The sequence below is a fragment of the Pedomonas sp. genome, assembly GCF_036515995.1.
Taxonomy (GTDB): Bacteria; Pseudomonadota; Alphaproteobacteria; order Sphingomonadales; family Sphingomonadaceae; genus Pedomonas.
The window spans coordinates 1-25,505 of record NZ_DATBUP010000231.1 but is presented as its reverse complement, the minus strand read 5'-3'; the positions used below and the strand labels follow the sequence as shown (position 1 = coordinate 25,505).

At 60.9% G+C, this 25,505-nt stretch carries 19 protein-coding genes; 13 read left to right on the top strand and 6 right to left on the bottom strand.

Annotated elements, in window-relative coordinates:
* Positions 1 to 152: 152 nt before the first annotated feature.
* On the bottom strand, positions 153 to 2,252 hold the full coding sequence (locus VIG90_RS17020; RefSeq protein WP_331594714.1) for an HlyD family efflux transporter periplasmic adaptor subunit: 2,100 nt from the start codon (positions 2,250 to 2,252) through the stop codon (positions 153 to 155).
* A gap of 68 nt (positions 2,253 to 2,320) precedes the next feature.
* Here VIG90_RS17020 and VIG90_RS17015 point away from each other — a divergent pair, with 68 nt between their 5' ends.
* Positions 2,321 to 2,590, top strand: coding sequence for a hypothetical protein (locus VIG90_RS17015; protein WP_331594713.1), 270 nt, complete (start codon positions 2,321 to 2,323; stop codon positions 2,588 to 2,590).
* Positions 2,591 to 2,616: 26 nt separating this feature from the next.
* Here VIG90_RS17015 and VIG90_RS17010 read toward each other — a convergent pair whose 3' ends face one another.
* The 4 genes from VIG90_RS17010 to VIG90_RS16995 form a co-directional block, all read right to left on the bottom strand.
* Entirely contained in the window at positions 2,617 to 3,957 is a 1,341-nt protein-coding gene (locus VIG90_RS17010) for an efflux RND transporter periplasmic adaptor subunit (RefSeq protein ID WP_331594712.1), read from the bottom strand.
* The gene (locus tag VIG90_RS17005; RefSeq protein ID WP_331594711.1) at positions 3,954 to 4,706 is read right to left on the bottom strand and encodes an efflux RND transporter periplasmic adaptor subunit; all 753 of its coding nucleotides are present in this window, start codon (positions 4,704 to 4,706) and stop codon (positions 3,954 to 3,956) included. Before VIG90_RS17005 ends, VIG90_RS17010 begins: the two co-directional genes overlap by 4 nt.
* Before the next feature lie 866 nt (positions 4,707 to 5,572).
* A complete protein-coding gene (locus VIG90_RS17000) occupies positions 5,573 to 8,260 on the bottom strand; it encodes a TonB-dependent receptor (RefSeq protein WP_331594710.1) in 2,688 nt (895 codons plus the stop codon).
* Between the two features lie 394 nt (positions 8,261 to 8,654).
* Complete coding sequence (locus tag VIG90_RS16995) at positions 8,655 to 9,887, bottom strand: TetR/AcrR family transcriptional regulator (RefSeq protein WP_331594709.1); 1,233 nt, start codon at positions 9,885 to 9,887, stop codon at positions 8,655 to 8,657.
* Positions 9,888 to 10,104: 217 nt separating this feature from the next.
* Between VIG90_RS16995 and VIG90_RS16990 the strand changes: the two genes are divergently transcribed.
* From VIG90_RS16990 to VIG90_RS16980, 3 genes are all read left to right on the top strand, one after another.
* Positions 10,105 to 12,495, top strand: a complete 2,391-nt coding sequence (locus VIG90_RS16990; RefSeq protein WP_331594708.1) for an arylsulfatase — start codon at positions 10,105 to 10,107, stop codon at positions 12,493 to 12,495.
* Positions 12,496 to 12,581: 86 nt separating this feature from the next.
* Positions 12,582 to 14,753 (top strand): TonB-dependent receptor, encoded by a 2,172-nt coding sequence (locus VIG90_RS16985; protein ID WP_331594707.1) that lies wholly within the window; start codon positions 12,582 to 12,584, stop codon positions 14,751 to 14,753.
* 204 nt (positions 14,754 to 14,957) lie between these two features.
* Positions 14,958 to 17,249 (top strand): arylsulfatase, encoded by a 2,292-nt coding sequence (locus tag VIG90_RS16980; protein WP_331594706.1) that lies wholly within the window; start codon positions 14,958 to 14,960, stop codon positions 17,247 to 17,249.
* Positions 17,250 to 17,370: 121 nt separating this feature from the next.
* On the opposite strand, the gene VIG90_RS16975 is transcribed toward VIG90_RS16980, so the two are convergent.
* Complete coding sequence (locus tag VIG90_RS16975; protein WP_331594705.1) at positions 17,371 to 18,300, bottom strand: LysR family transcriptional regulator; 930 nt, start codon at positions 18,298 to 18,300, stop codon at positions 17,371 to 17,373.
* A gap of 108 nt (positions 18,301 to 18,408) precedes the next feature.
* Between VIG90_RS16975 and VIG90_RS16970 the strand changes: the two genes are divergently transcribed.
* The 9 genes from VIG90_RS16970 to VIG90_RS16930 all read left to right on the top strand — a co-directional run.
* Positions 18,409 to 19,575, top strand: coding sequence for a muconate/chloromuconate family cycloisomerase (locus tag VIG90_RS16970; protein ID WP_331594725.1), 1,167 nt, complete (start codon positions 18,409 to 18,411; stop codon positions 19,573 to 19,575).
* A gap of 3 nt (positions 19,576 to 19,578) precedes the next feature.
* The gene (catC, locus tag VIG90_RS16965; protein ID WP_331594704.1) at positions 19,579 to 19,869 is read left to right on the top strand and encodes a muconolactone Delta-isomerase; all 291 of its coding nucleotides are present in this window, start codon (positions 19,579 to 19,581) and stop codon (positions 19,867 to 19,869) included.
* 84 nt (positions 19,870 to 19,953) lie between these two features.
* Entirely contained in the window at positions 19,954 to 20,880 is a 927-nt protein-coding gene (gene catA, locus VIG90_RS16960) for a catechol 1,2-dioxygenase (protein WP_331594703.1), read from the top strand.
* Positions 20,881 to 20,885: 5 nt separating this feature from the next.
* Positions 20,886 to 22,226 carry a benzoate 1,2-dioxygenase large subunit gene (benA, locus tag VIG90_RS16955; RefSeq protein ID WP_331594702.1) on the top strand — a complete coding sequence of 447 codons (1,341 nt, stop codon included), beginning with the start codon at positions 20,886 to 20,888 and terminating at the stop codon, positions 22,224 to 22,226.
* Positions 22,223 to 22,711 carry a benzoate 1,2-dioxygenase small subunit gene (gene benB, locus VIG90_RS16950; RefSeq protein WP_331594701.1) on the top strand — a complete coding sequence of 163 codons (489 nt, stop codon included), beginning with the start codon at positions 22,223 to 22,225 and terminating at the stop codon, positions 22,709 to 22,711. Before benA ends, benB begins: the two co-directional genes overlap by 4 nt.
* 40 nt (positions 22,712 to 22,751) lie before the next feature.
* Positions 22,752 to 23,783, top strand: a complete 1,032-nt coding sequence (gene benC / locus VIG90_RS16945; protein ID WP_331594700.1) for a benzoate 1,2-dioxygenase electron transfer component BenC — start codon at positions 22,752 to 22,754, stop codon at positions 23,781 to 23,783.
* The gene (benD, locus tag VIG90_RS16940; RefSeq protein ID WP_331594699.1) at positions 23,780 to 24,556 is read left to right on the top strand and encodes a benzoate diol dehydrogenase BenD; all 777 of its coding nucleotides are present in this window, start codon (positions 23,780 to 23,782) and stop codon (positions 24,554 to 24,556) included. Before benC ends, benD begins: the two co-directional genes overlap by 4 nt.
* A gap of 123 nt (positions 24,557 to 24,679) precedes the next feature.
* The gene (locus VIG90_RS16935) at positions 24,680 to 25,390 is read left to right on the top strand and encodes a CoA transferase subunit A (RefSeq protein ID WP_331594724.1); all 711 of its coding nucleotides are present in this window, start codon (positions 24,680 to 24,682) and stop codon (positions 25,388 to 25,390) included.
* The coding region (locus tag VIG90_RS16930) for a CoA-transferase (RefSeq protein WP_331594723.1) at positions 25,390 to 25,505 on the top strand (116 nt) is incomplete at its 3' end. The genes VIG90_RS16935 and VIG90_RS16930, both read left to right, overlap by 1 nt.

The following is a 25,505-nucleotide window of genomic DNA, read 5'->3' as shown; positions in this document are numbered from 1 at the left end:
AGAAGATATTATTAAAGTAAGCTTTGGGAAGCTCGTTCTCTGAAAATCGAGGGCTTGTCCCGCCAAAATGCCGTGCCTTGCCCCTTCAACCGGGCAAAACATTTGCTGAAAGCGCAAAAGCGCCAGATGAAACAGGGACAGGCGCATTCCGGTCAGGCATCCCATTCCCGCACAAGCACGATCGCGACGGACCGAACCAGTCGCATGAGGGGACTCCGCGCCTCGCCGTTGATCGACAGTGTCCCCCGCAGCATGTGGCCCGCATCGACGGCTTCGTCCAGCCGCACACGCACGCGGTAGACCGAGCCTTCCGGAACAATACTGTCGCCTGACTGGCGCGCGGGCAGCGGGCCGCCGGCAACGGAGCTGACCACGGGATCGACCAGTGCCGAGACTGCGGTCCGATCAACGGCAATGACTTTGCCCGAGGCGGACGCACGGCCGGGTGCGTCAGGAAAGAAGCGTGCGGATTGGCCGATGGCGATCCGGTCAATGTCGTCTTCATGCAGATAAGCCTCGACCACTGCCGCATTAGGCGAGCGCAGGATCGCTAGCCGCTCGCGCGGAGAGACCCAAACGCCGGATGCAAGATCAGGCTGCAGGTCGGCAACAACTCCCGTCTTAGGGGCTACCAGCGTCAGCCGGGCCATTTCCGCCTCCAGCGCTCGCTGTTCGGCCTCGGCCTGTGCCAGCGCTTCACGGTAGACCATGGAGCGCTGGCGGAATTCCTCATTGAGACCGGCGGTTTGGAGGGCATAGCTCTGTGCGTCGATCCGGGCGCGTACCTGCTCCATTCGGTGAACCAGATCCGGCGTCGCCAGTTCGATCAGCACCTGCCCTTTGGCGGCCATTTGTCCCTCTGCCACCGTCACGCGATGAATCTGGGCCGAGAAGGGCGCAAAGACCTCGATCACGTCCGTCGCGCGCAGCACTGCGGGCCCGGAGATCTGCGTGCGCCAGGGAATGACGAGCGCAAGGCAGGCGGCCACTGCCGCGCCCATGGCCCAGCGCCACCGTCTGCGCTCCAGGATGGCGGCCTTGCGCGCGCGCCATGCTTTGATTTCCGACCAGATTGGCATTGCAATAAACCACACGATTTCAACGACGAAGAGGGCGACGCCTACGGCCTTGATGAAGAAATGATAGACGAGCGCGGCAATACCCAGAAACAGGATCAACCGGTAGATCCATACTCCGAAGGCGAAGGCGGCAAGGGCCCGCGCGCGACCGCGCGAGCACGGCTCCGGCTGGGGCTCGCCGAGCCCGAACAGGAATTCGCGCAGCCACCATCGGCCGAAGGCGAACGCCCGCTGGTGCAGGTTCGGCATCTCAATGGCATCCATCACAATGAAATAGCCGTCGAAGCGCATGAACGGACTGAGGTTGATCGCCAGCGAGGAGATCCAGGTCGTCGTCGCCAGAATGAAGGCCGTCTGCCGTGCTGGCCCCTCCGGCAGGAAGGCCCAGGCCAAGGTCGCCCAGGCCGCCACTGCAAGCTCTGCCATGATGCCTGCAGCATCAACCCAAAGCCTCTGTTTTTTCTGCTGAAGTTTCCAGGCTTCGTTCACGTCCGTGTAAAGCAGCGGCCACATCACCATGAACGCCAGACCCATGCTTGGCACGCGGCAACCCAGCCGCTTGGCGGTGTAGGCATGGGCAAACTCGTGAACGATCTTCACGCCTGTCAGGGCCGTCAGGTAGGAGGCAAGGCCAGCCCAGCTGATCGTGTCGATGAACGTGGCGGTGAATTCGTCCCACTGACGGTGCACCAGCAGGAGGCCGAGCAGAAGAGCAGCCAGCGTTGCCAGGAAAAAGGCGCGGGTTCCCAGCCATCCAACCAGATGCTGCGTAGCATTCAAAAACCGGTCGGGGCGGATGAGCGGCACCCGGAAGAACAGGTAATGGTGGAGGAGCCACGTGAACCATGAGCCCCGCCGCGTCTCGGCGCGGCGAACCATGCGCTCGGTGTCCTGGCTCAGCGCCGTGCGGATCAGTTCATTGGCCGCCAGAAACTCCGCCAGTTCCAGAACGTCTTCGGCAGAGAGCCTAAGGGTGGTCTCGGCCGAGACGGCGGCGGCAACGCTGTCGCCCGTGCCACGGTCCCATCGCACCAACATTTCAAAGGCTTGCCAGCCGATGCGGAAGAAACGGTTACGCACCGGGTCATGCAAGGTCCAGGTTGGTGCGCCATCTTTCCCGGCCGGGCCGGGGTGGAGGCTCAGGTCCTCCCGCAGAACCGGCAGGGCGGTCACCGGGCGCCTCCCGGGAACCGGGTGATGCCGCCAATGGTTCCCTTCATAGAACGATGGGAGTCAGAGCCATGCCCCTTCTTGCCTGCGCCTGCCTGCCCCTTGCCGTGATGCTGTCCGGCAACGCCCTGGTGCCGGAGGCATCCGTTAGGGCTGCGGCAACGGAAAAAACGCTCGCCCGTGACGCGCCCGCAAGACCTGACACGGATCGCCCGGAGCCGGCCAAACCGAATGCCTCGCTGCGAGATGCCTCGCACGATCTCCAGCTTGAGCGGCTGGAGTGGCGTCTGGGTTCGGACACGCTGGAGACAGGGCGCCTTGAGCGCTCCCGCTCCCGGTAGAGTGTGCGGGTCGGCCACCGCTGCGACTACCAGCCAAGGGTCTGCCGCACGACCGTCATCGGTCGGCGCAGCAGCCAATAGATCAACGGCACCCGTTTGCCGTCGAGGCGGGCCGTTCCCTTGAGGCCAAGCCGCAGCGCCGCATCTACCTCTCCCTTCTGGATCACAGCGCGTACCCGGTGGGCGTAGCTGCCATCGGGCCGCAGGCTCGCTTCATAGGCAACGTAACGCAGCTGCGCGGAGACGGCGTTCAGTGGGTCCACGTTCAGGAACACCGTCACCGGCGCGCCTTTGGGAAGGTCGATCACATCGCCGGGTGGCAGCCACGCCTCGATCTCGGTGTCGCGTTCGTCCGCCACTGAGAGGACTTTTTCACCCACCACAACCGGGCGCCCCGCCCATTCCGATGGGCTGTCGAGAACGGCCACGCCGCTGCGCGGCGCGAACACCTGACTGCGCGCAAGCAAGGCATCAAGCTGGGCGACTTCGGCGCGCCGCTCCTCGATGCGGCCCAGAATGACGCCCAGCTGGGCGCTGGCCTTGGGGTCGGTGAAGGCCTGCTGGGCCGTGCGTTCATAGTCTGCCGTTTCGGTTTGCAGCGCGCGCTGCGCCACGTCCAGACGACCGCGCAGCGTCGTTGCATCGAACGAGAACAGAGGCTGGCCTTTGCGCACCGGTTGGTTCGGCTCGACGTGAACCTTCTCGACAACGCCCTCGATGGGCGAGCGGACAACGGCAGGCGTGCGCGCCACAATCTCGGCCGGCGCCAGCACGGACAGGCGCACGGGAAGCAAAAGAAATAGCGCAACCCCAGACGCTAAAAGCCATTTCCAGCGGGGCACCTGCTGAAGCTTCTCTTTCCAGGAGCGGCGTTGCGGCTTTGTTAGCCAGCCCCACGCCAGCCCGTAGGTTCCTGCCAACTGGTTCAGCAGCAATGCCTCCGCTTCCGTCCAGGCTTCGTCGCGTGCCAGCATCAGCGTGCCGTAGCGGGTGCCGTCGGGCGCGGCCAGCTGCACCCAGAGGGCATGGGGCGGCAGCCATTCCTGCCAGCCCGACCGGTCCGCATCGGGCAGGGCGTCGGCATTGGCCATGCGCGGTGCATCAGTGCTTGGGCCGATCTGGCGGAACGCCCACTCCAGCCAGAGCAGGAATGGGGCCGAGCGGTCCACTTCCGAGACGCCTGAGAGCGCCTTGACCCCGCCGTCCTTCAGCCAGAGCGCGGCTTGCCGGTAGAACAGCAGGCCGCGGGTCTCGTTGACCATAATGAACGCAAGTTCGGTCGTGCTGGACGCGCGCCGTGCCCGCTCGGCCAGTCCCAGCAGTATCGAGATCGGGGACGGAGGCGCCTTGGCAGTCGCGCCGGTCATGATGCCCGGTTGGCCGGTTTGATGACGACGCGGCCGCTCATGCCTGCCACCAGTTCAGGGGCCGGGCTCTGAATTTTGCCGACCGCTTTGATCGAGTGACTGACTGGATCGACCTTCGCGCCAACGCGGGTGAGCTGGGCCGGGTAGCTCTTCCCCGTCTCCTCGATGACGACGGTAAAGGCGTGTCCAGGCTTCATCCAGGCCAGCCAGTTGGAAGGAGCAATGAACTCCACGTCCAGCGCCGAATTGTCGAGGATTTCCAGCAGCGGCTGGCCGGCCTGCACATACTGGTGCGCCCGGGCCTGCTGTGAGACCACCCGGCCCGAGAACGGCGCGCGGATGGTGCACTTGCTCACAATGGCTTGGGCAAGCCGCAGCTTGGCGGCGGCCTGCTCGGCCTCGGCCGCGGCAAGGTCTGCTTCCAGCTTACCGCCGGCGTTCAGTTCCACCAGGCGTTGATTGACGGCCTTCTTTTTCTCCGCCGCAGTGAGGGCGGCGCGGGCCTCGGTCAGCTGCGCCTGCTGCACGCTGCAATTGAGCGCAACCAGAACCTGACCGGCCTTGAAGCTGCGGCCTTCACGAACGTTGATCGCCTCGATCTGGGCGGGCAACTCGCTTGACAGCGTGGTGTACTGCCGCGCCACCAACTGGGCGCGTACCGCCGGGGCGGGTGCGCTCTGCGCAAGAGCAGCGGGCGAGACCGCGCCTGCAAGCGCGGCAGCGGCGAGGGGGAGGAGGAACTGTTTCATGATGCAACCGCAGATCCGGAACAAAAGGGGGCAGGGGCGCAAAGGCAAGGCGCACGGAACGCGCCCGATGCCGCAGCCAGCGAAGTTGACAAGGCCGCATCTGTCGACGCGGCCGAAGCCGAAAGGTCGATCAGGATGCAAAACACTGTCATATGTCAAACCAGCTAGAGGACGGCATCGGATTCAGTGCCAATCTTCGTAGGGCTTAATGGTAAACGTCTTGATAAAGCGTTTATCCAGCCGCACGCCCAGTGCAGGGAGGCTGACATGATCAGCGCTTCCTCGGCGCCATGCTTAAGAAGCGTTGCTCAGGTAGAAGAGCCGGGGATTTGACTCTTTGAAACACGATCCTCTGCGGTTCAGGAAGCGATACGAGAACGCGCACCTGACAACGCCGGTCGGCCGGACGAGCCGTTTACGGCTCGCTTGCGGAACATGACCGGTATTAGGGACCGATCGTGGGCAGCCTGGTCCGCATCCTGACCCCACGCCTACTGCGACTTGCCAGTCGATCGCGTTCGACCGCATCACTGAATCATAGACTGACCGCGCCTCAAAGCCGGGCCTGGCATGCAGCAATGAGCCCGCGATCCTCAGTTGCCACGGCAAAAAGGACCCGTTGAGAACACCAACCGTCGGGCTCGACGTCTGCACAGGGATGCGATCCCCTCGTTTTCGCGGATTCGGACCTAGCCTGTATTTGACGCCGCGCCGCAGCGGGTGGCCGCGAACCGCTTACATGGCGCTGACGATGTGCCGGTCCCTGAGTGGGGTCTGGTGGACGAAATCAGCGAAACTTGAAGCGGTGTAGCCGGTGCAGGGCGGAAGGTGAGTTCCCACGTACCGCCCTGCCGGTGTCAGGCGCATCAGAAGCGGAAGCGAACACCCACGGAGTAGACCCGCTCCAGGTACTTGCGCTGGAAGTCGTATGTATCGCCCGCGGCGTTGTAAGCGCGGTAGGTCTTGATCGGCTGGCCCAGGATGTTCTGAACGTCGAAGGTGATGGTGATGTTCTCGGCCGGCGTCAGCGAGGTCGAGAAATCCAGCGTCCCCAGCGGCTTCTGGTAAAGCGGCGACAGGAAGCCCTGAATGTCCTGATATTCGACGACGAACTTGGACCGGTAGTTATAGGCAAGCCGGGCCGAGACCGGACCCCGCTCATACATGCCAACCAGATTGAAAGCGTGCTTGGAGACGAGCGGTACCGGCTGCTTGCCCGGAAGTCTCGCCCGGAAGTCAGGCGACAGTTCTGTGGCCGCATCGATGTACGTATAATTTGCCTGAACGCCAAAACCACGCGCCCAGTCGGGCAGGCCTGCAAAGTCAAGGAACGAGGTGAACGCCACCTCGATACCCTGCATGCGCCCGTCGCCGCCATTCGTCGGCGTGTTGGTGCGCAGGTCCGGCGCATTCGGGACCGAGATGTCGGCAATGTCGCGGAAGATGAAATTGCTGGTGTCTCGGCGGAACGCGGCCACGGCGAACGAGCCGGTGTCGGAGAAGTAGTACTCCAGCGAAATGTCGTAGTTCTTCGACTCCAGCGGCGCGAGGTTCGGGTTGCCGCCGAAAGACGTCTGGATGCAGTTCGCATTGTCTGGCCCCGAGCCCGGCACCGCCGGGTCCGTCACGCAGACGCCGGGAAGCGGATCGAGGGTTGTTGAAGGGTTGAGCTGATCGAAGTTCGGGCGGGTGCGCGTCTCCGTATAGGCCAGGCGCAGCTGAAGATCAGGCGTCAACTCAACACGCGCACTGAAGTTGGGCAGATAGTCGGTATACTCGTTGCTCTCGGAAACCGGGCTAAAGACGTCTGCGCCCGTGGTCACGTCGCGCAGCGTGCCGTTCAGGGACGTCTCGGTGCGCACCGCGCGCAGACCGATCGTGCCGTCCACGGGAAGACCGATGTCGAACGCATACTTCAGCTGGGCGTAGATGGCGTATGCCTTCTCGTTGGCATTGAACGCTTCCAGCGGATTGAACTCGGGCGAGCCGGCAGGAAAGCCGGCGATCGACCGCAACGCATCCAGATTGCCGAAGACGCTGTCGAACGTGGGGCCGACGAATTGGGTTTCTGGCTGCAGGTTGTCGTAGCGGAAGCCCCGGCCGATGGGGGCGATAGTGACAGGCAGCTCAGAGTAGCCCATCCCCAGTCCCAGAAGGCCCGCATAGCGCGTGCCGCTGTTACGCGATGCATTGCGATCGTTGAAACGTGCGCCAACCTGAATGGACGAGAGCCAGCTCAAGTCAGTTTCATATTCCAGATCAAGTCGGGCCTGGATATCAGCACCCGCCCCCTCGTGAACGCGGTCATAAAGCCCGCGCAGGAGGTAGTTGTTCGGATCGGCGGCATTAAAGTCGAGGAAGTCGAAGGTGCCGCCGCCAGCACCGTTTTGAACGTCAAAATTGACGTTTCGCACCGGTGAGCGGGTGAAGGCGTAGTCGACGTTGGCCTGCTTCTCGGTGAACGTACTGTCGGTGTAGGCGATGTCGGCGACAACCCTCAGTGGACCCGGCGTGAAGACAACGCCGCCGGCAATCTGGTAGGTGTTCGTGCGGGCGTCGCGGAATTCATCAAAGCCATCCGGTGTTGCCGCATTGGTGATCGTGGCGCTGCGGATCGTGCGGCCGTCTTCTCGCAACACGACGTTGCTGTACTGGGTGTCACCGAACGTCGGCACAAAGAGCCAGTGGTTGCTGTCGTGCCCGCGGTAGCCCTGGAACAGGCCATCCACATAGAATTCAAGATCTGCGGTTGGCCGCCATTGAATGGCGGCATTGACCGAGGGCCGCCAGCGATCGCCCCGGCCATAGAAAATACCCTGACCGTTCGGACGGACAAATCCGTCCGGCGTCATGTCCATGAAGCGATCGTTCTCCCGCGTCGCATCAAGAAAGTTGATATTGGTCATGGCGAAATTGACGAGAGCGCCAATCTCGCCGACGCCGGTATCCCACCGGCTGCTGACGAGCAGATTGCCGTTCCAGTCATAGTTCTGCGACTGTTCGGACAGGAGGCCGGTGAGCGAGCCGGAGACCTCCAGTTCATCGAAATCGAAGGGACGCCGCGAGCGGACGTTCACCTGACCGCCGATGCCCGGTTCGATCAGGTTGGCCGTGCTGGACTTGTAGACTTCAAGAGCGGCGACGCCTCCAGCCGGGAAGTCCTGAATGGCAACAAAGCGGTTCTCGGCGGTGAAGATCTCACGGCCATTATAGGTCGTGCTGATATCCGGAAGTCCGCGGATCTGCACCTGTGCAGCTTCACCGGCGCCGCGGCTGACCTGTACGCCCGTAACGCGCGCAAGGGCGGCGGAGGCCGTCACGTCAGGAAGCTTGCCGATATCTTCGGCGACGATGGCATCGATGATCTGGTCGGAATTCTTCTTGATCTGCTGTGCCGACTGAAGGCTGTAGCGAAGTCCCGTAACGATAATTTCGCTGCTGGATGCCTGAGCGCTTTCGCCGGTTTGCGTATCGGTCGTCTGCGCCCAAACCGTGGCGGCGGAAAAGCCCAGCATCATTGCAGATGTCGAGCAGAGTAGTGTCTTGATGCGCACGCGTTTTACTTTCCCAACCTGGGTATCAGCTCCCTCAGCGGGTCACCGCTCGTCTACCCTGTTGTCCTGACGATTAAGCCGGCGAGCCGACTATACGAATTGCAGGGTGTGAGCAATTCCTCTTTGAATATCCCCAGCCCTGACGCACATGTGGTTTTCCCCTCTGATCCTGCTGGCTGCGCAAGATTGTTTCGCGCCCGTTTTTCAACGGCCGGGTCACTAACGCATGAACCGCTTTTTGGATCATTCTACAGGCCGAGCTTAAGCGTATTCACGCTAACCTGCCCGAAATGCCGGTTGTATTTCCGCAGCAGACGAGGCGGGGAGGCCGGCACCTCCTTGTCGATCAATTTAACTGCTGATAGCGATTTTCTATGCGCAGGAAGGACACAATCTAGCGTCCACAACCGTGCAAAAAGAGTTCGACGCAGTCTTTGGCCAGCGTTGTGCGGGTGTCGTCATCTGGTGACTCCGCGCCCATGATGAAGCGGACACCGTAGGTCGCCATGGTGTGGAACGCACGTGTCGCAGTGGCATCAGGCAGGGGTTCGCCAAACCTTTGCAAGCGAGCGTGCAATTCACGCGCTGGTCTGTCGAGCATGAAATCATATATCCAACGCGCCATGTCCGGGAATTCTTCGGCCTCCGTGATCAGCAGGCGTTGCAGCGCCACACCCCGAGGAGTGATATGCCGGTCGAGCGTCCAGCGTGCCAGAAGGCGCAGGGACTCCTCCAGCGTCTTGCCTTGAGCAGGAGCAGGTGCATCGTCGCTCCACAGCGATGTGCCAACGTGCAGCACGGCACGCTGGAACAGGCCGCGCTTGTCTCCGAACTGGCGGTAAACCGTCGCCGGGCTTACGCCAACCGATGAGACGATGCGTGTCACATTTGCGCCTCGAAAGCCTTGCACCAGGAACTCGGTGCTCGCTGCTTCCAGCAGGGCATCCAGCCGCTGCTGCGGCAGGCGCAGTGAAGCGCCGGTTGTCTGCAGGTTGGGTGCCGGAAATTCCAGTGGTTTTGCCCGCACTGGCTGAGGCCAACCTCCACCAGCGCGGTAACCCTGAAGATAGAGGGTGATAATGCGGTCTACCGTTGCTTCCCGATCTTCATGGGACGGTATCGGGGCTCCCAGCAGATAGCGCGTACCCTCGATGGAAGTACTTCCAAGGCGGCGATGAAGATCCGCCGGGGCATTTGTGCGGATCACGCCCTTTCTGTCCAGCTCGGCGAGATAATTCGTAAGTGCCTGGCCGCCTGATACACGGTAGCGATGCAATTCGTCCGCCAGATCCGGGAAACAGCGCCCCGCCATCAGAGTGGCACGATAGATGCCCAGGTTCTCAACGGTGACGAAGCCCGAAAAATAGCTCATCAGAAAGTCACGCAGAATGGCTTCCGGTGCCCTGTCGTCTACTGTTACCAGCGCAATCTCGTCGCGTGTCGAGCGGGCCGTGTCCCGCACCACCCTGGTGAACAGGTCCCGCTTGGTCGGGTAGAGCTCATAGAGGCTTTGCTTGCTGACGCGTGCGCTCCTGGCCACACTGTCCATGCTGCATTTCTCAAACCCCAAGGTGAGAAACTGCTGTCGGGCAACCGCCAGAATGCGTTCAGCGGCAGTTGCGGACATCTGTGACAAGCTCCTGATGCAAAAGGCGTGCACGCTCTTTTGCGTGTCCGGATTGCGCCTGTCAACCAGGACAGGGCACCTCCCAGCACCGTTGAGGCGCACCTGCACGGACTACGCATCTGGCGAATGATCCAGCTTGACACTATGAGAATGTACGATAATTTACCGTACAATATGCGCATGCATAAAGCCATGCACTCAAGGGGGGAGGGAATCGATGAGGTCAGGAAGCTCGGCTTCGGTGGTCGCGCTTGCGCTTTGCTCGCTATTGGCGGCAAGCGGCGGCCAGGCGCTGGCAACGGCCGGTAATGGCGGCGTCTCCAACGGCTCGGTGCTGCCGCGGCCGGACCAGCCTTTTACCGGAAAGATTGGCCGCACCTACGCCGACTCGGTGCCCGCCATCCCCAAGCCGATCAGCGCGCCCAAGGGTGCGCCCAACGTGCTCGTGATCCTGACGGATGATGTCGGCTTTGGTGCTGCCTCCACGTTTGGCGGTCCGATCCCCACGCCCAATCTGGACCGGCTTGCGGAGCGGGGCCTCAAGTACAACCGCTTCCATACCACCGCCATGTGCTCGCCCACACGCGCGGCACTGCTGACGGGGCGCAACCACCACGCTGCGGGTTCGGGCATCGTGACCGACCTTGCAGCGGGCTACCCCGGCTACACTGGCATCATTCCGAAGAGCACGGCCACGGTTGCGGAGGTGCTGAAGCAAGGCGGCTACAACACCGCAATGTTCGGCAAGCATCACAACGTGCAGCCAGGTGCAACCTCTCCGGCCGGTCCGTTCGACCAATGGCCGACGGGGCTGGGCTTTGAGTATTTCTATGGTTTCGTGGCCGCCGAAACCGACCAGTTCACCCCCGCGCTCTATCGTGGCATCACTCCGGTCAAGGCCCCGGAGGGCAAGATGCTGGATGAAATGCTGGTCGATGATGCGATCCGCTGGGTGCACAACCAGCAGGCGGCTGCACCGGACAAGCCGTTCTTCATGTACCTGGCCACCGGCTCGCTGCATGCGCCGCATCAGGCTCCAAAACCGTGGATCGAGAAGTTTCGTGGAAAGTTCGACCATGGCTGGGACAAGGTGCGCGAAGAGAGCTTCGTCCGACAGAAGAAGCTGGGCGTCATTCCCGCCAACACCGTGCTGCCGCCTCGCCCTGATACCATTCCTGCATGGAGCACGATTTCCGATGCGCGCCGCAAGACCAGCGCGCGCATGATGGAAGTGGCCGCTGCCATGCTGGCGTATCAGGATGACCAGTTCGGCCGCCTGATTGACGAACTCGAGCGCACCGGAGAGCTGGAAAACACGCTCGTTCTGTTTATTGAAGGCGACAACGGCGCATCGGCCGAAGGCTCTCTGTTCGGCCATACCAACCCGATGGGCGGCTTCGCCAACAACGTGGTCGAGACCGAGGACGAACTTCTCGCCAGGATCGACGAACTCGGCGGACCGGAGACCACGCAGAACTGGGCGGCAGGCTGGGCCTGGGCGACAAGCGCGCCGTTCAAATGGACCAAATCCTACGCCTCCCATCTGGGCGGCGTGCGCAACGGCCTCGTCGTGTCCTGGCCCGCGCAGATCAAGGAGCGGGGCGTTCGCCCGCAGTTCCACCATCTGGTCGACATCGCGCCCACTATTTTGGAAGCGGCCGGTCTGCCCGCGCCGACCGAGGTAAACGGCATTAAGCAGAAGCCGATTGACGGCATCAGCATGAGCTACAGCTTCAAGGCGCCGACGGTTCCGGGCCAGCGCCGCACCCAGTACTTCGAGATGTTGGGTAATCGCGGCATCTATCACGACGGCTGGTGGGCCGGCACGACACCGCGCCGGGTCTCATGGCGCACAGACCTGCCGAAGTTCGAGGGCACGCCCGAGGACTACGAGTGGGAACTCTACAACATTGACCAGGATTTCAGCCAGGCCCGGAACCTTGCGGCCTCTCATCCTGAGAAGCTTGCCGAGTTGAAGGCGCTGTTCGACAAGGAAGCCGAGCGCAACAATGTCTTCCCGTTCGATGATCGGCTCGATTTGCCGCGCTTTGCCGGCGCTATCGCGCTCGGTGCAAAGCCGCGGCCGACCTACGTCTACTGGGGCAAGGACATCTCCCTGCCGGTCGAGGTGGCGCCGCGGCTGGTCGGCAACTTCAGCCTTGAGGCTGAGATTGAAACGCAAGCCGGCGCTGCTGATGGCGTACTGGCGGCGCTCGGCGGCAAGCACGCAGGGTGGAGTTTCTACCTGAAGGACGGCAAGCCCGTCGTCACCATGGCAGGCGCCAACCAGCCCGCGCGGACCTTCCGCGTGGAAGGCGGCGAGCGCGTACCCGCAGGTGCGGCAACGGTGCGCTATGACTTTGCCTCGGAGGGGCCGGGCAAGGGCGGCCTCATGCGTATCAGCATCAACGGTCGCGAAGTGGGGCAGGGCCGCATCGAACAGACGGTCGTCCGCCTGGTGGAGATGACGGACACTCTCGACATCGGCTTTGATGGAGCAACGCCCGTCACGAGCGACTACGAGGGCGAGGGCCGCTTCAGCGGAGAGATCCGCAAGGTCGCCATCCATACCCCGGCGGTGGCTGCAGCAGCCGCAAGGGCAAAGTAACCGCCCGGCAAACCAAACAACCATAAGCAACTCAACAACAACAAAGGGCCGTCGCATGAATGCGGCCCTTAACAGGGGAGAAAATCGTGTCATCCAGTCCGGTCGCTTATATTGTCGCGTTGCTGACCACGGCAGCCATGCCGACCATGTCCGCATATGCGCAGAATTCGGAGGCGAACGCAGCTGATGCGGCCTCGTCCGGCGGGTACGGCCTCGAGGAGATCGTCGTCACCGCGCAGAAGCGAGCTGAAAGCCTTCAGGATACGCCTATTTCCATGGCGGCCATGACAGCGGCCGACCTTGAGAACCGCGGCATCATGGATATCAATGATCTGCGCACCGAAGTGCCCGCGCTGCAGGTGGCGCCGCACCCCAACAGTGCATCCACTGCCCGCGTCTTCATCCGCGGTGTCGGTAACAATGACGACCAGATTACGACAGATCCCAGCGTCGCCGTTTACCTGGACGGCGTTTACATTGCGCGAAACCAGGGTCTGTCCGCAGAAGTGGCCGAACTGGAGCGCATCGAAGTGCTGCGCGGTCCGCAAGGCTCGCTTTACGGCCGCAATGCCACGGGCGGTGCGATCAACTACATTACCAAAGCGCCCGATCTCGGCGAGTTCGGTTTCAAGCAGACCTTGGCCTATGGAAATTACGACCAGTTCCGCTCGCGCACCCGCGTAAACATTCCTGTCGGCGATACACTGGCGGTTGAACTCGCCTATCTGCACTCGCAAAAGAATGGATTCGTCGAGAATCTGGGCACGGGCAAGAAGCGCTTTGGCGATCAACGCCGCGACGCCTACCGTGGGGCGGTACGCTGGAGCCCGACGGACACGCTCGACATTCGCTACAGCTACGATCGCTCGGACATGAATGACACGCCGGGCTTCATCGCGCACGTTCCCTTCTATCCGCTCAAGGGCAACCGTCCGTCAGAAGGGTCGCCGTTCGAGCGTGACCTGCGCGCAAATGATGTGACGGCACAGGGCCACAATCTGACGGCAAGCTGGGAAGCGTCGGACAGCGTGACTTTGAAATCCATCACCGGGTACCGCAAGCTGAGCGTTGAGACGTACCAGAAGTACCTGACCGGCGTGCTTGGGCCATTCCCGGTTGTCGACACCAACTTCGATCAAGACCAAAAGCAGTTCAGCCAGGAACTGCAGCTCATTGGCGACGCACTGGATAGCCGGCTGAACTACGTCTTCGGCGCTTACTATTTCGATGAAAGCGCCGACTCTTTCGACTTCAGCACAATTGTTGGCCAGCCTCGGACCGAGCGCACGGTCACAATCGACAACAAGGCCTATGCGCTGTATGGTCAGGCGACATTCCGCCCGGCTTTTGCTGAAGGTCTGTATGTCACCCCCAGCCTGCGCTGGTCGCGTGACGAACGCAAGGCAACGCTTGATCAAGCGGTGGTGCCTGCCGGAGGTACGCCGACGATCCTGCCGCAAGGCAATGGCGACCAGACCAACTCCAACGTCAGCCCTGGCCTCGTTGTTGGCTATGATGTCAGCGATGATGTGAACGTCTATGGCAAATGGGCGCGCGGCTACAAGACCGGCGGCTTCAACGTGCGCGCCAGCTCAATTCAGCGTTTCAGCGAAGGCTTCGGCGAGGAAACGCTCGATGCGTTCGAAATTGGCCTGAAATCCAGCTGGCTTGACAATCGTTTGCGCATGAACGTTGCGGCTTTCATGTCCAAGTACAAGGACATGCAGACCAACATGCAGATCTCGACTGCGGTGACCGACACCTTCAACGCGGGCAAGGCGACCATCAAGGGTGTCGAGGTCGATCTGACGGCGCGCCCTGCTCCGGGTATGACGGTGGGTATCAGCTACGCCTACCTTGACCCCAGCTTCGATGAGATCCTCGATCTCCAGGGCAACGATATTGCCGATCGCTACAGCTTCATTGAAGCGCCGAAGCATACGGTGGCGCTGAGCCTCCAGTATCAGTTCCCGGAAACGCCGATCGGCACATTGACGGCTTACGCCGATTACTTCTTCCAGGACAAGAAGCACACTTCCACGATCGACAGTCGCTACATTGTCGGTGACTACAGCCTGCTGGACGTCCGCCTGACGCTGGCCGACATTCCGGTTGGCGTCGGCAATTGGCGTCTCTCGGCCTACGGCAAGAACCTCACTGACAAGGAATACTATGTTTTCCACGGCAACGGCGGGCTGCCGGCCGCTTTCTACGGCGAGCCCCGCACCTATGGCCTGGAGCTGACGTTCGAGTATTGAGCGGGCTAGCATTTCCGGCGGATTGGCACCCGCCGGAAATACAGCAATGATACCAGACTGTCTGCGGCAGTGTGCGGGTGGTCTGTTTGGATGGCGGAGATGGCTGGACAAGCGAGCACAGCACTGATGCTGCACAAGTTTGGCCATCTCCGGTCACTATCCTGTTCGTCGTTGAAAGTTGACTTTGGTTGGGGAGGGGAAGTCATGAAACTGGTACGTGTGGGCGTGTCGGCCATTGCGCTGGCAGCTGTTGCAACAACGGTCGCACCGGTGTCTGCCACTTCGGCAGCTGCAAGCGCCGCAATCACTGAGGAATTTCAGCGCAAGGCGCCAGCCAATGCTCCCAACGTCGTTGTGGTGCTGCTCGATGACGTCGGCTTTGGTGCGGCCAGCACGTTTGGCGGGCCGGTTGCAACACCTGCGCTGGAAGAGCTCGCCCGCGAAGGCCTGCGGTATAACCGCTTCCATACGACCGGCATCTGTTCGCCGACGCGCGCTTCCCTGCTGACCGGGCGCAATCCCCACCTTGCCGGCATTGGCTCGGTCATGAACTCGGCGGACAGCCGGCCCGGGTATGCGGGCTTTCAGAAGAAAGATACGGCCACGATTGCCGAGGTTCTGCGCCAGAACGGTTACAGCACGGCGGTTTTCGGCAAGTGGCACCAGACGCCTGACTGGGAACTGTCGCCCAGCGGGCCATTTGATCGCTGGCCAACCGGGCAGGGCTTCGAGAAATTCTATGGATTCCACGGCGGTGAAACCGACCAGTTCGAGCCTTCCCTGTTCGATGGTACGACGCCCGTGTTCCGCCGGCCCGGCAAGGATTATCACCTCACCGAGGACCTGGCAGAGCGCAGCATCGCCTGGATGCGCACAATCAAGTCAGTTACGCCCGACAAGCCGTTCTTCCTTTACTTCTCGACGGGCGGAATTCACGCCCCCATTCAGGTGCCGGACAGCTGGCAGGATCGTTATCGCCGCAAGTTCGATCAGGGATGGGACAAGCTGCGCGAGGAGATCTTCGCGCGTCAGAAGAAGCTTGGCGTCATACCGGCCAACACCCAGCTGACACCACGGCCTGATGCCATGCCGGCTTGGGACAGCCTGACGCCTGAGCAGAAGAAATTCTCCTCGCGTCTCATGGAAGTGTATGCAGCGTTCCTTGAGCATACGGACGCCCAGGTCGGCCGTCTCGTGCAGGCACTGAAGGACAGCGGACAGTTCGACAACACCGTCTTCGTCTATATCGTCGGAGACAACGGGGCGAGCGCCGAGGGCGGACTTGGCGGCAGTCTCAACTATATGGGAGCCCTGACAGGTCTTCCCGAACCCGAGGCTGCCAAATTTGCCGGTGTAGAGCGGTTCGGCGGACCGGACAGCTATGGCCATATCAACTCTGCCTGGGCCTGGGCGACCAACGCGCCCTTCCAGTGGACGAAAACCGTCGCCTCGCACCTTGGCGCCACGCGCAATCCCATGGTGATCACCTGGCCCAAGCGCATCCGTGACAAGGGCGGCCTGCGCAGCCAGTTCGGGCACGTGAACGACATCATGCCGACCATTCTGGATGCGGTCGGCATCGAGATGCCGGCAGAGGTCAATGGCGTTGCTCAGAAGCCCATCAGCGGCACCAGCCTGACCTATACGTTCGATCAGCCCAAGGCGCCCGAGCAGCATCGAACACAGTATTTCGAGGTGTTCGGACACCGCTCGATCTATCAGGACGGCTGGATGGCCTCTGCGTTTCATGCCCGTTATCCGTGGCAGGCTTTCACCCTGGGCAATAAAAAGATCGAAGACGACATCTGGGAGCTGTACGATCTGCGCTCGGACTTCTCGCAGGCGAACAATCTGGCTGCGAGGTATCCGGAGAAGCTGGCCGAACTTCAGGCCACCTTCATGAAGGAGGCTGAGGCCAACCAGCTTCTGCCGCTTTCGGGACAGAGCCTGGATAAGTCCAAGCTTCCCGATCTTGCACGCGGTGTTACCCGGGCCACTTACCATGAAGGGGCAATCGGAATTCCGGAGCCTGTCATTCCGCATACCTCCAACCGCTCCTGGTCGCTGCTGGCGGATGTGGAGGTGAAGGACGGAGCGGAAGGCGTGGTCGCGACCATCGGCGGGGTTTCCGCCGGTTGGTCGCTCTATCTGGATGCGCAGCGCCGCCCGGTCTTCAGCTACCGCGTATTCGACGCCGCCCAAGTTCATCTTGTGGGCGCTGATCCGTTGCCTGCGGGCAGACATAAACTCCAGGTCGATTTCAAGTATGATGGCGGAGGTTATGCCAAGGGGGGCAAGCTCAGCCTGCTGGCCAATGGCAAGGCAGTCGCATCTGACACCGTTCCGGTGTCTCCTCCTGCTTACTATTCCATCAACGAGACCTTTGACGTTGGCATCGACACGGGCTCTGCAGGTGGCCGTTATCCGGAGAATGCCGAGCAGGGCTATCCCCTGAAGAATGTAAAAATCGGCGGTGTGACGATCGAGCTTCGGTAAAGCTCACCGCCGTCATTTTGCAACCGCCGCAACCGACTCCGGCCGGTAAGTGCAGGTAATTTTTCACCTGCATTTACCGGCCATATTTTCGTTGAAATTTCTGCTGCAGGCGTGCCGGGCTCTAGGCCCTGGCAGAAGGAACAAGCCCGGGTGGAACGGCCCAGCCCCAGCTGGCGTAGAGCCGCGCCAAGACCTCGGTCAGGATGACGAGGGAAGGGGAGGTGTCGCCACGCCGATGGCTGAGAATTATCGGCGACGACGCTTTCTGCGCAAGTTCGCGGAAAATAATGTCACGCCGCCCCATCATGTGAACAGAGGCCGGAACAATGCAAATGCCGTCTTCGGCCGCGACCAGTCCCAGGGCCGTTTGCAGCTCACGAACCTCATGCACTGCCGACGGCATGACGCCCTGATCCCTTAACAGGGAGAGTACCTGGTCCGCATAGCTGGGCCGCGGCTCACGCGGGTAAACGATTAGCGGCTCACCGGTAAAATCGGCGAGATCGATCGGGCGTTCGCCGGCGAGCAGACGATGGCCAATCGGAAGAGCTGCGACCAGGCGTTCCTCACGAAGGACTCTGCGCTCCACGGCTGGATCATCGAACCGAACACGGCCGAAAGCAGCATCGACACGGCCTTCCTTCAGGGCCGAAATCTGTTCCATGCTCATCATTTCGATCAGGCGGAGATCTATATCAGGCGCGGCCCGTCGGAACTCCCGAATAATATCAGGCAGCCGGGCATAGAGGACCGAGGGAACAAACCCCACCACAAAACGAGGCCGGCTGGCGTTGATGTAGGATCGCATGGACTCCTTCAGCTCGTCCATGCGCCGGGTGACCTGAATGGCATGCTCATAGAACAGACGCCCTGCTTCGGTCAGAGCCATTGGTCGGCTACCCCTGTCAAACAGCTCGGCTCCGACCTCCTGTTCAAGCTGCTGAATCTGCCTGCTCAGCGGTGGTTGCGCCATGTGGAGCCGCTCGGCCGCACGGCTGAAGTTCCGCTCGGTTGCAACGGCGAGGAAATAGCGAAGCTGGCGAATATCCATTTACTATACCTTTAAGGTATGTTCTCGGACCCACTTAGCATTTCTCAAGGCTGTCATCAAATCGTAACTTCGGATTTAAGCCATATCGCAGCAAGCGCAGGGTTGATAATGATCAAAGTCGAGTCCGTTGATACCTTCATGGTTGATCTCCCAACCATTCGCCCGCACGTGCTGTCGATGGCGACGATGATGCGCCAAACCGCGCTCTTCGTACAGCTGCGCTGTTCGGACGGCACCGTTGGAACGGGGGAGGCCACCACGATCGGCGGCCTCAGCTACGGCCCGGAAAGCCCTGAAGGCATCCAGCTTGCAATCAATACCTATTTCCGGCCGCTCCTGATCGGAGCGGACGCTTCCCGCCCCGCTGTGGTGATGGATGCTCTGGGCAAAGCGATTGTCGGCAATCATTTCGCCAAGTGCGCCGTTGAGACGGCCCTGCTGGATGCTCTGGGCCAACGCCTTGGCGTCCCTATCTCTGAGCTGCTCGGAGGGCGCCGCCGCGACACCCTTCCCGTCGCCTGGACCCTGGCAAGCGGCAATACGGCCAAGGATATTGACGAGGCCGAGCGCATGCTCGATCTGCGACGTCACAATATTTTCAAGCTGAAGATCGGCAAACGCCGGGTTGAAGACGACGTGGCCCACGTCGCCGCGATCAAGAAGGCATTGGGCGACCGGGCAAGCGTGCGCGTCGACGTCAACCAGGCGTGGGACGAGGCCATGGCTGCCAAAGGCATTGCCATGCTTGAAGACGCCGGTTGCGATCTGGTCGAGCAGCCTATTCCCGCATTCTCCCGTGCCGCCATGGCTCGACTGGCCCAGAGGTTCACTGTTCCACTCATGGCAGACGAGGCGCTGACCGGCCCATACAGCGCCTTTGATTACGCTGCCAATGCCGCCGCCGACGTCTTTGCCGTCAAGATCCAGCAGTCCGGGGGCTTGCACGCGGCTTGCAAGGTCGGTGCCATTGCCGATGCTGCCGGAATTGGGCTTTACGGCGGCACCATGCTGGAAGTGGGCATTGCGACAGCGGCGTCGGCACATGTGTTCTCAACCTTTCCGCGCGTGGCATTCCAAACCGAGCTCTTCGGGCCGTTGCTCGTGACGGAGGAGGTTCTCACCGAACCGCTCCGCTACGTCGATTTTTCCCTCCAAATCCCCGGCGGGCCGGGTCTCGGCGTCTCGCTGGACATGGATCGCGTAGCCTTTTTTCGCCGCGACGCCAGTCACAGATCCTTTCATGGCGGCGTTGCCGCCGCCACAACCGGAGCCTGAACCATGTTGTTTCATGTTCGCATGGATGTCCGCATCCCCCACGATCTCGACCCCATAAGGGCCGACGAGCTGAAACGCGTCGAGCGCGCCCGAGCTCAGGAACTGCAGCGCCAGGGCAAGTGGCGTCACCTTTGGCGCATTGCCGGGCAGTATTCCAACATCAGCATCTTTGATGTGGAGAACGCTCAGGAGCTGCATGACCTTGTGAGCACCCTGCCGCTGTTTCCGTACATGGAAATTTCAACGCAGCCGTTGTGCCGTCACCCGTCCTCCATACGCGAGGACGATCGCTAGATGATTCAAAGTCCCCTCCGCAGGAGGGCCTGTCGTTCGCGACCAAAAAGAAAAACAAAAACTGCGTCGTGTGAGGAGAGAAAAATGACTGTCAAGCTTGTTAAAACGCAGGAAGTACAGATCCTGCTCGATAAACTTTCCGGCCTGGACCAACAGGCGGGCGATGCCCGACTAAAGGCAATCGTGCGCCGCATCGTCGGGGACCTGTTTGCCACCATCGAGGACTTCAATATTTCCGACGATGAAGTCTGGCAGGCACTCAACTTTGCTGCCCGAGGTTCAGCCGAATTTGGCCTGTGGGCTGCTGGCCTCGGGCTGGAGCGCTTCCTTGACATCCGCGCGGATGCGGCCGATGCCGCCGCTGGTCTGACCGGCGGAACGCCGCGTACCATCGAAGGGCCTCTCTATGTTGCCGGCGCACCGGAAAGCGTTGGGTATGCCCGCATGGACGACGGCAGCGAGGAAGGCAAGGTCGATACCCTGATTTTGCACGGTCAGGTGCGGGATGTGAATGGCGCTCCGATTGAGGGCGCCAAGGTCGAGATCTGGCACGCCAACTCGCTCGGAAACTATTCCTACTTCGACACCACCCAGAGTGAATTCAACCTGCGCCGTACCATCTTTACCGATGCCGATGGACGCTATGTGACCCGAACGACTCTGCCGGTTGGTTACGCCTGCCCTGAGGGCGGATCGACCGAGACGATCCTCAAGAACATCGGTCGTCATGGCAACCGCCCTGCTCATGTCCATTACTTCGTGTCGGCAGAGAACAAGCGCCATCTGACGACGCAGATCAATATTGATGGCGACCCGTACCTGCACGATGATTTTGCATATGCCACCCGTGATGAACTGGTCCCGCCGGTGAAGCGCCTGACCGGCGGTGCGCTGGCCGAACGTTGCAGTGTTTCTGGTGAGCACGTCGAAATCCAGTTCGATATCATGCTGCACGCAGCGTCTTCCAAACAGGAAGAGCATGCGTCGGCTCGTCCCCGCGCTGCAGGGTGAATCGCATGAGTGAATCAATTATCACACGCATCAACGAGGCTTTGGTCGAGGACCCTTCCAACGGCGTTTATCGCTGCGACCGAAGCATCTTCACCGATCCTGATTTGTTTCAGCTGGAGATGGAGCACATCTTCGAGGGAAACTGGATTTATCTCGCTCACGAGAGCCAGGTTCCCGAAAAGAACGACTTCTTCACGACCTGGATGGGCCGCCAGCCCATCTTCATCGCTCGGGATAAGAACGGCGAACTGAACGCCTTCATCAATGCCTGCAGCCATCGCGGAGCCATGCTTTGCCGCCACAAGCGCGGGCGCAAGGCAACCTATACCTGTCCGTTCCACGGGTGGACTTTCAGCAACTCCGGCAAGCTTCTGAAGGTGAAGGATCCTCAGGGAGCAGGATATCCTGAGCAGTTCAATGCCGACGGATCGCACGACCTGAAGAAGGTCGCCCGGTTCGAAAACTACCGTGGCTTTCTCTTTGGCAGCCTCAATCCGGACGTAAAGCCGTTGGCGGAGTTCCTGGGCGAGGCCGCCAAGATCATCGACATGATCGTGGATCAGGCGCCAGATGGGCTGGGAGTTCTGCGTGGCTCCTCCACCTACGTATTTGATGGCAACTGGAAGCTGCAGGCGGAAAATGGTGCCGACGGCTACCATGTGAGCGCAGTTCACTGGAATTACGTGGCTACCACCAACCGTCGCAAGACGGCGGGCGAAGATACGGTCAAGGCGATGGATGCTTCCAGCTGGGCGAAGCAACCTGGCGGCTTCTATTCCTTCGATCACGGCCACATGGTGCTGTGGACCCGTTGGGCTGATCCGACGAGCCGGCCCGTTTACAACCGGCTGGAAGCGCTGAAGGAGGCCCACGGGGAAGCCAAGGCGGAATGGATGGTGGAGAACCTGCGCAATCTGTGCCTGTACCCGAACCTTTACCTGATGGACCAGTTCAGTTCGCAGATCCGCGTGCTTCGGCCGCTGTCCGTCGACAAGACGGAAGTGACGATTTATTGCATCGCGCCGAAAAATGAACCCGCCGCGGAGCGTGCACATCGTATCCGTCAGTACGAGGATTTCTTCAACGCCAGCGGTATGGCGACGCCCGACGACCTGGAAGAATTCCGCTCATGCCAGCAAGGCTATCAGGGCCGTGCCATGCGCTGGAACGATATGTGCCGTGGCGCCACTCACTGGATTGAAGGCCCGGATGAGCGGGCGCAGGCAATCGGCCTTAGCCCAAAGCGCTCCGGCGTGCGCACAGAAGATGAAGGCCTGTATCCGATTCAGCATCAGTACTGGGCAGATACCTTGCGCACGGCTCTGGCGAAGGAGACCAAGGCATGACCTTTACCCGTGTCGATGCCGAAAATTTCCTTTTCGCTGAGGCTCGTGCTCTGGACGATAAGAAGTGGGACGACTGGCTGACCTTCTATTCGCCGCAGGCCAGCTTCTGGATGCCCGCCTGGGACGACCAAGACACTCTGACCGAGGATCCCCAGACGGAGATCTCCCTGATCTATTATGCCAATCGTAGCGGTCTGGAAGATCGCGTCTTTAGGATCAAGACCGAGCGCTCCAGTGCCAGCACGCCCGAGCCGCGCACATCGCACAACATTTCGAATGTCGAGATACTGTCGCAGGACGCAAGCAAGGTGCAGCTGCGGTTCAACTGGCTGACCTTGAGCTACCGCTACAAGGCGCTGGACAGCTACTTTGGCACGGCCTTCTACACGCTCGATATCTCGGGCGAGGTGCCGCTGATCACTGCAAAGAAGGTGATCCTGAAGAACGATTACATCCACCACGTCATCGACGTCTACCATATCTGACGTCGCTGAGGCCTGAAACGGTCTTGGGGAGAACAGAACCATGAGTCATCGGGTTGCACTCAATTTTGAAGACGGGGTTACCCGCTTCATCGCGGCCGAGGCGCACGAGAACATTGCGGATGCTGCGTATCGGCAGGGCGTAAACGTACCGCTGGATTGCCGTGATGGTGCCTGCGGCACCTGCAAGGCCTTCTGTCAGTCGGGCCAGTACGAGCCGGGCTTCTACATCGAGGATGCCCTGACCGACGACGAAGCGGAGAAGGGCTTCATACTCTGCTGCCAGGCACAGGCGCAGAGCGATATGGTTATTGACATTGCAGCTGCATCCACAGCCTGCAAGGTTGCGGAAAAGCCGGTGCTGTCGGAAGTGGTCTCTGTTGAGCGCCTGTCCGCCAATCGTGTGCGCCTGTCGCTGAAGGCGGTGGACGAAGCATTGCCCGAATTCCTCCCGGGCCAGTATGTCAACATGGACATTCCGGGCCTTGCAGGCGTATCCCGCTCCTATTCCTTCAGCAACGCGCCGGGAACAGAGGTCGCCACCTTCCTCATCCGAAATGTGCCGGACGGAGCAATGGGCATCTATCTCGACGAGCGAGCGGGCCCGGGCGATCGCATTACCCTGCATGGCCCCCTTGGAAGCTTCTATCTGCGCACGCCACAGCGGCCGATCCTGATGCTGGGTGGTGGCACGGGGGTGGCGCCTCTGCTCTCCATGCTCGAGACTTTGGCTGCAAGCGGCACCTGCGCTCATCCCATTCACCTGATCTACGGCGTCCATGAGGAAGTGGACCTTGTGGAGGTGGATCGCCTGGAAGACCTGGCAGCCCATATTCCGGGCTTCACCTTTGCAACGACCTGCTCGGCACCGGGCAACAACCACCCGCTCAAGGGCTTTGTTACCGACCACTTCGGCACAGAGCAGCTGAATGGCGGTGATGCCGACATTTACCTCTGCGGCCCGCCGCAAATGGTCGATGCCGTACGCCAGCATCTGGATGCCTGTGGCGTGACAATTGCGAACTTCTACGTTGAGAAATTCTTGCCAGCAAAAACCTCAGCGGTGGCGGCATGACGTTTGCGGGCAGATTCTCAGGCAAGGTCATGATAGTCACCGGCGCTGCCCAAGGCATTGGCGCGGGGGTCGCCCGGCGAGCTGCGGCGGAGGGTGCTTCGGTCGTGCTGGTTGACCGGGCTGCCATGCTTGCCGAGGTTGCAGCAGAGATCGGCGGCGACGCGCTTGCCATCCATGCGGACCTTGAGACCTTCGAGGGCGCAGAGCAGGCGGTCAGCGCTGCGCTCGACCGCTTCGGCCGGGTGGATATCCTCATCAATAATGTGGGCGGTGCAATACGAATGCGCCCCTATGAAGCCTTCGAGCCGGCTCAGATCGAGGCTGAGATCCGCCGCTCGTTGTTGCCTACACTATGGTGTTGCCGAGCCGTGTTGCCGCCTATGCTGGCGGCAGGCGCCGGGACAATTGTGAACGTGTCCTCCAATGCCACCCGCGGCATACACCGGGTTCCCTATTCGGCGGCCAAGGGTGGAGTGAATGCCATCACCCAGAGCCTTGCCATGGAAGTGGCGCATCGCGGCATTCGTGTTGTCGCAACTGCGCCTGGAGGGACGGAGGCGCCGCCCCGGCGCATTCCGCGCAATTCTGAGGGCGACACTCCCGATGAGCAGGCGTGGATGACCCAGGTGGTCAAGCAGGTAACCGACAGCACGTTCGTCAAGCGCTACGCAACTATTGACGAGCAGGTCGGGCCAATCCTGTTCCTGGCATCGCACGAGGCGTCATATATCACCGGCAGCGTTCTGCCGGTTGCAGGCGGCGATCTGGGATGAGCCTGACAATCCCAGCTCGTTTCCGCACGCCTCGTGCAAATTCCCCTATTAGCGGCATTAAACAGCTGCGTGTCATCTGCTCGCTCACTTGCGTCCGATGATGTAGATCTGGAGATCTTTTCAATGCCCAATAAGATCTATCCATCGCCTGAATCTGCGCTCGACGGCGTTCTGTTCGACGGCATGACAATAATGTCAGGTGGGTTTGGCCTGTCCGGGAATCCCGAGAGCCTTATCCCTGCTATCCGGGACGCAGGCGTTAAAGACCTGACCGTCATTTCCAATAACTGTGGCGCTGACGGCTTTGGCCTGTGGCTGCTGCTGAACAACGGTCAGATCCGCAAGATGATCTCCAGCTATGTTGGCGAGAATAAGCTGTTCGAGCAACTTTATCTCGATGGCAAGCTGGAGCTGGAGCTAAATCCGCAAGGCACGCTGGCGGAACGCATCCGGGCAGGTGGTGCAGGCATTCCGGCATTTTACACCAGAACCGGCGTCGGCACCGTGGTGGCAGAAGGAAAGCCAGTAGATGAGTTCGACGGAGAACTTTACGTTCGCGAGACCTGGCTGCGGGCGGACCTGACCATCATCAAGGCCTGGCGCGCCGATCCGGCTGGAAATCTGATGTTTCGCAGGACCGCCCGCAATTTTAACCCGAACATGGCAACGGCGGCCAGGCTCACGATTGTTGAGGTCGAGGAAATCGTGCCCGCGGGCACGTTCGATCCGGACTGCATTCATACTCCGGGCATCTACGTCGACCGTATCATCAAATCGACCATCAATGAAAAGCGGATCGAGAAACGCACCACCCGTCCGAGGGAGACTGACTGATGGCTTGGACCCGCGATGAAATGGCCGCCCGTGCCGCCAAGGAACTAAGGGACGGCTACTACGTGAACCTCGGTATCGGCATCCCGACGCTGGTAGCCAATCACATTCCCCAGGG

Coding starts and splice junctions, on each gene's coding strand:
- VIG90_RS17015 (WP_331594713.1), top strand. CDS start 2,321: ATGCCCCTTCTTGCCTGCGCCTGCCTGCCCCTTGCCGTGATGCTGTCC.
- VIG90_RS17010 (WP_331594712.1), bottom strand. CDS start 3,957: ATGACCGGCGCGACTGCCAAGGCGCCTCCGTCCCCGATCTCGATACTG.
- VIG90_RS17005 (WP_331594711.1), bottom strand. CDS start 4,706: ATGAAACAGTTCCTCCTCCCCCTCGCCGCTGCCGCGCTTGCAGGCGCG.
- VIG90_RS16995 (WP_331594709.1), bottom strand. CDS start 9,887: ATGTCCGCAACTGCCGCTGAACGCATTCTGGCGGTTGCCCGACAGCAG.
- VIG90_RS16990 (WP_331594708.1), top strand. CDS start 10,105: ATGAGGTCAGGAAGCTCGGCTTCGGTGGTCGCGCTTGCGCTTTGCTCG.
- VIG90_RS16980 (WP_331594706.1), top strand. CDS start 14,958: ATGAAACTGGTACGTGTGGGCGTGTCGGCCATTGCGCTGGCAGCTGTT.
- VIG90_RS16975 (WP_331594705.1), bottom strand. CDS start 18,300: ATGGATATTCGCCAGCTTCGCTATTTCCTCGCCGTTGCAACCGAGCGG.
- VIG90_RS16970 (WP_331594725.1), top strand. CDS start 18,409: ATGATCAAAGTCGAGTCCGTTGATACCTTCATGGTTGATCTCCCAACC.
- catC (WP_331594704.1), top strand. CDS start 19,579: ATGTTGTTTCATGTTCGCATGGATGTCCGCATCCCCCACGATCTCGAC.
- catA (WP_331594703.1), top strand. CDS start 19,954: ATGACTGTCAAGCTTGTTAAAACGCAGGAAGTACAGATCCTGCTCGAT.
- benA (WP_331594702.1), top strand. CDS start 20,886: ATGAGTGAATCAATTATCACACGCATCAACGAGGCTTTGGTCGAGGAC.
- benB (WP_331594701.1), top strand. CDS start 22,223: ATGACCTTTACCCGTGTCGATGCCGAAAATTTCCTTTTCGCTGAGGCT.
- benC (WP_331594700.1), top strand. CDS start 22,752: ATGAGTCATCGGGTTGCACTCAATTTTGAAGACGGGGTTACCCGCTTC.
- benD (WP_331594699.1), top strand. CDS start 23,780: ATGACGTTTGCGGGCAGATTCTCAGGCAAGGTCATGATAGTCACCGGC.
- VIG90_RS16935 (WP_331594724.1), top strand. CDS start 24,680: ATGCCCAATAAGATCTATCCATCGCCTGAATCTGCGCTCGACGGCGTT.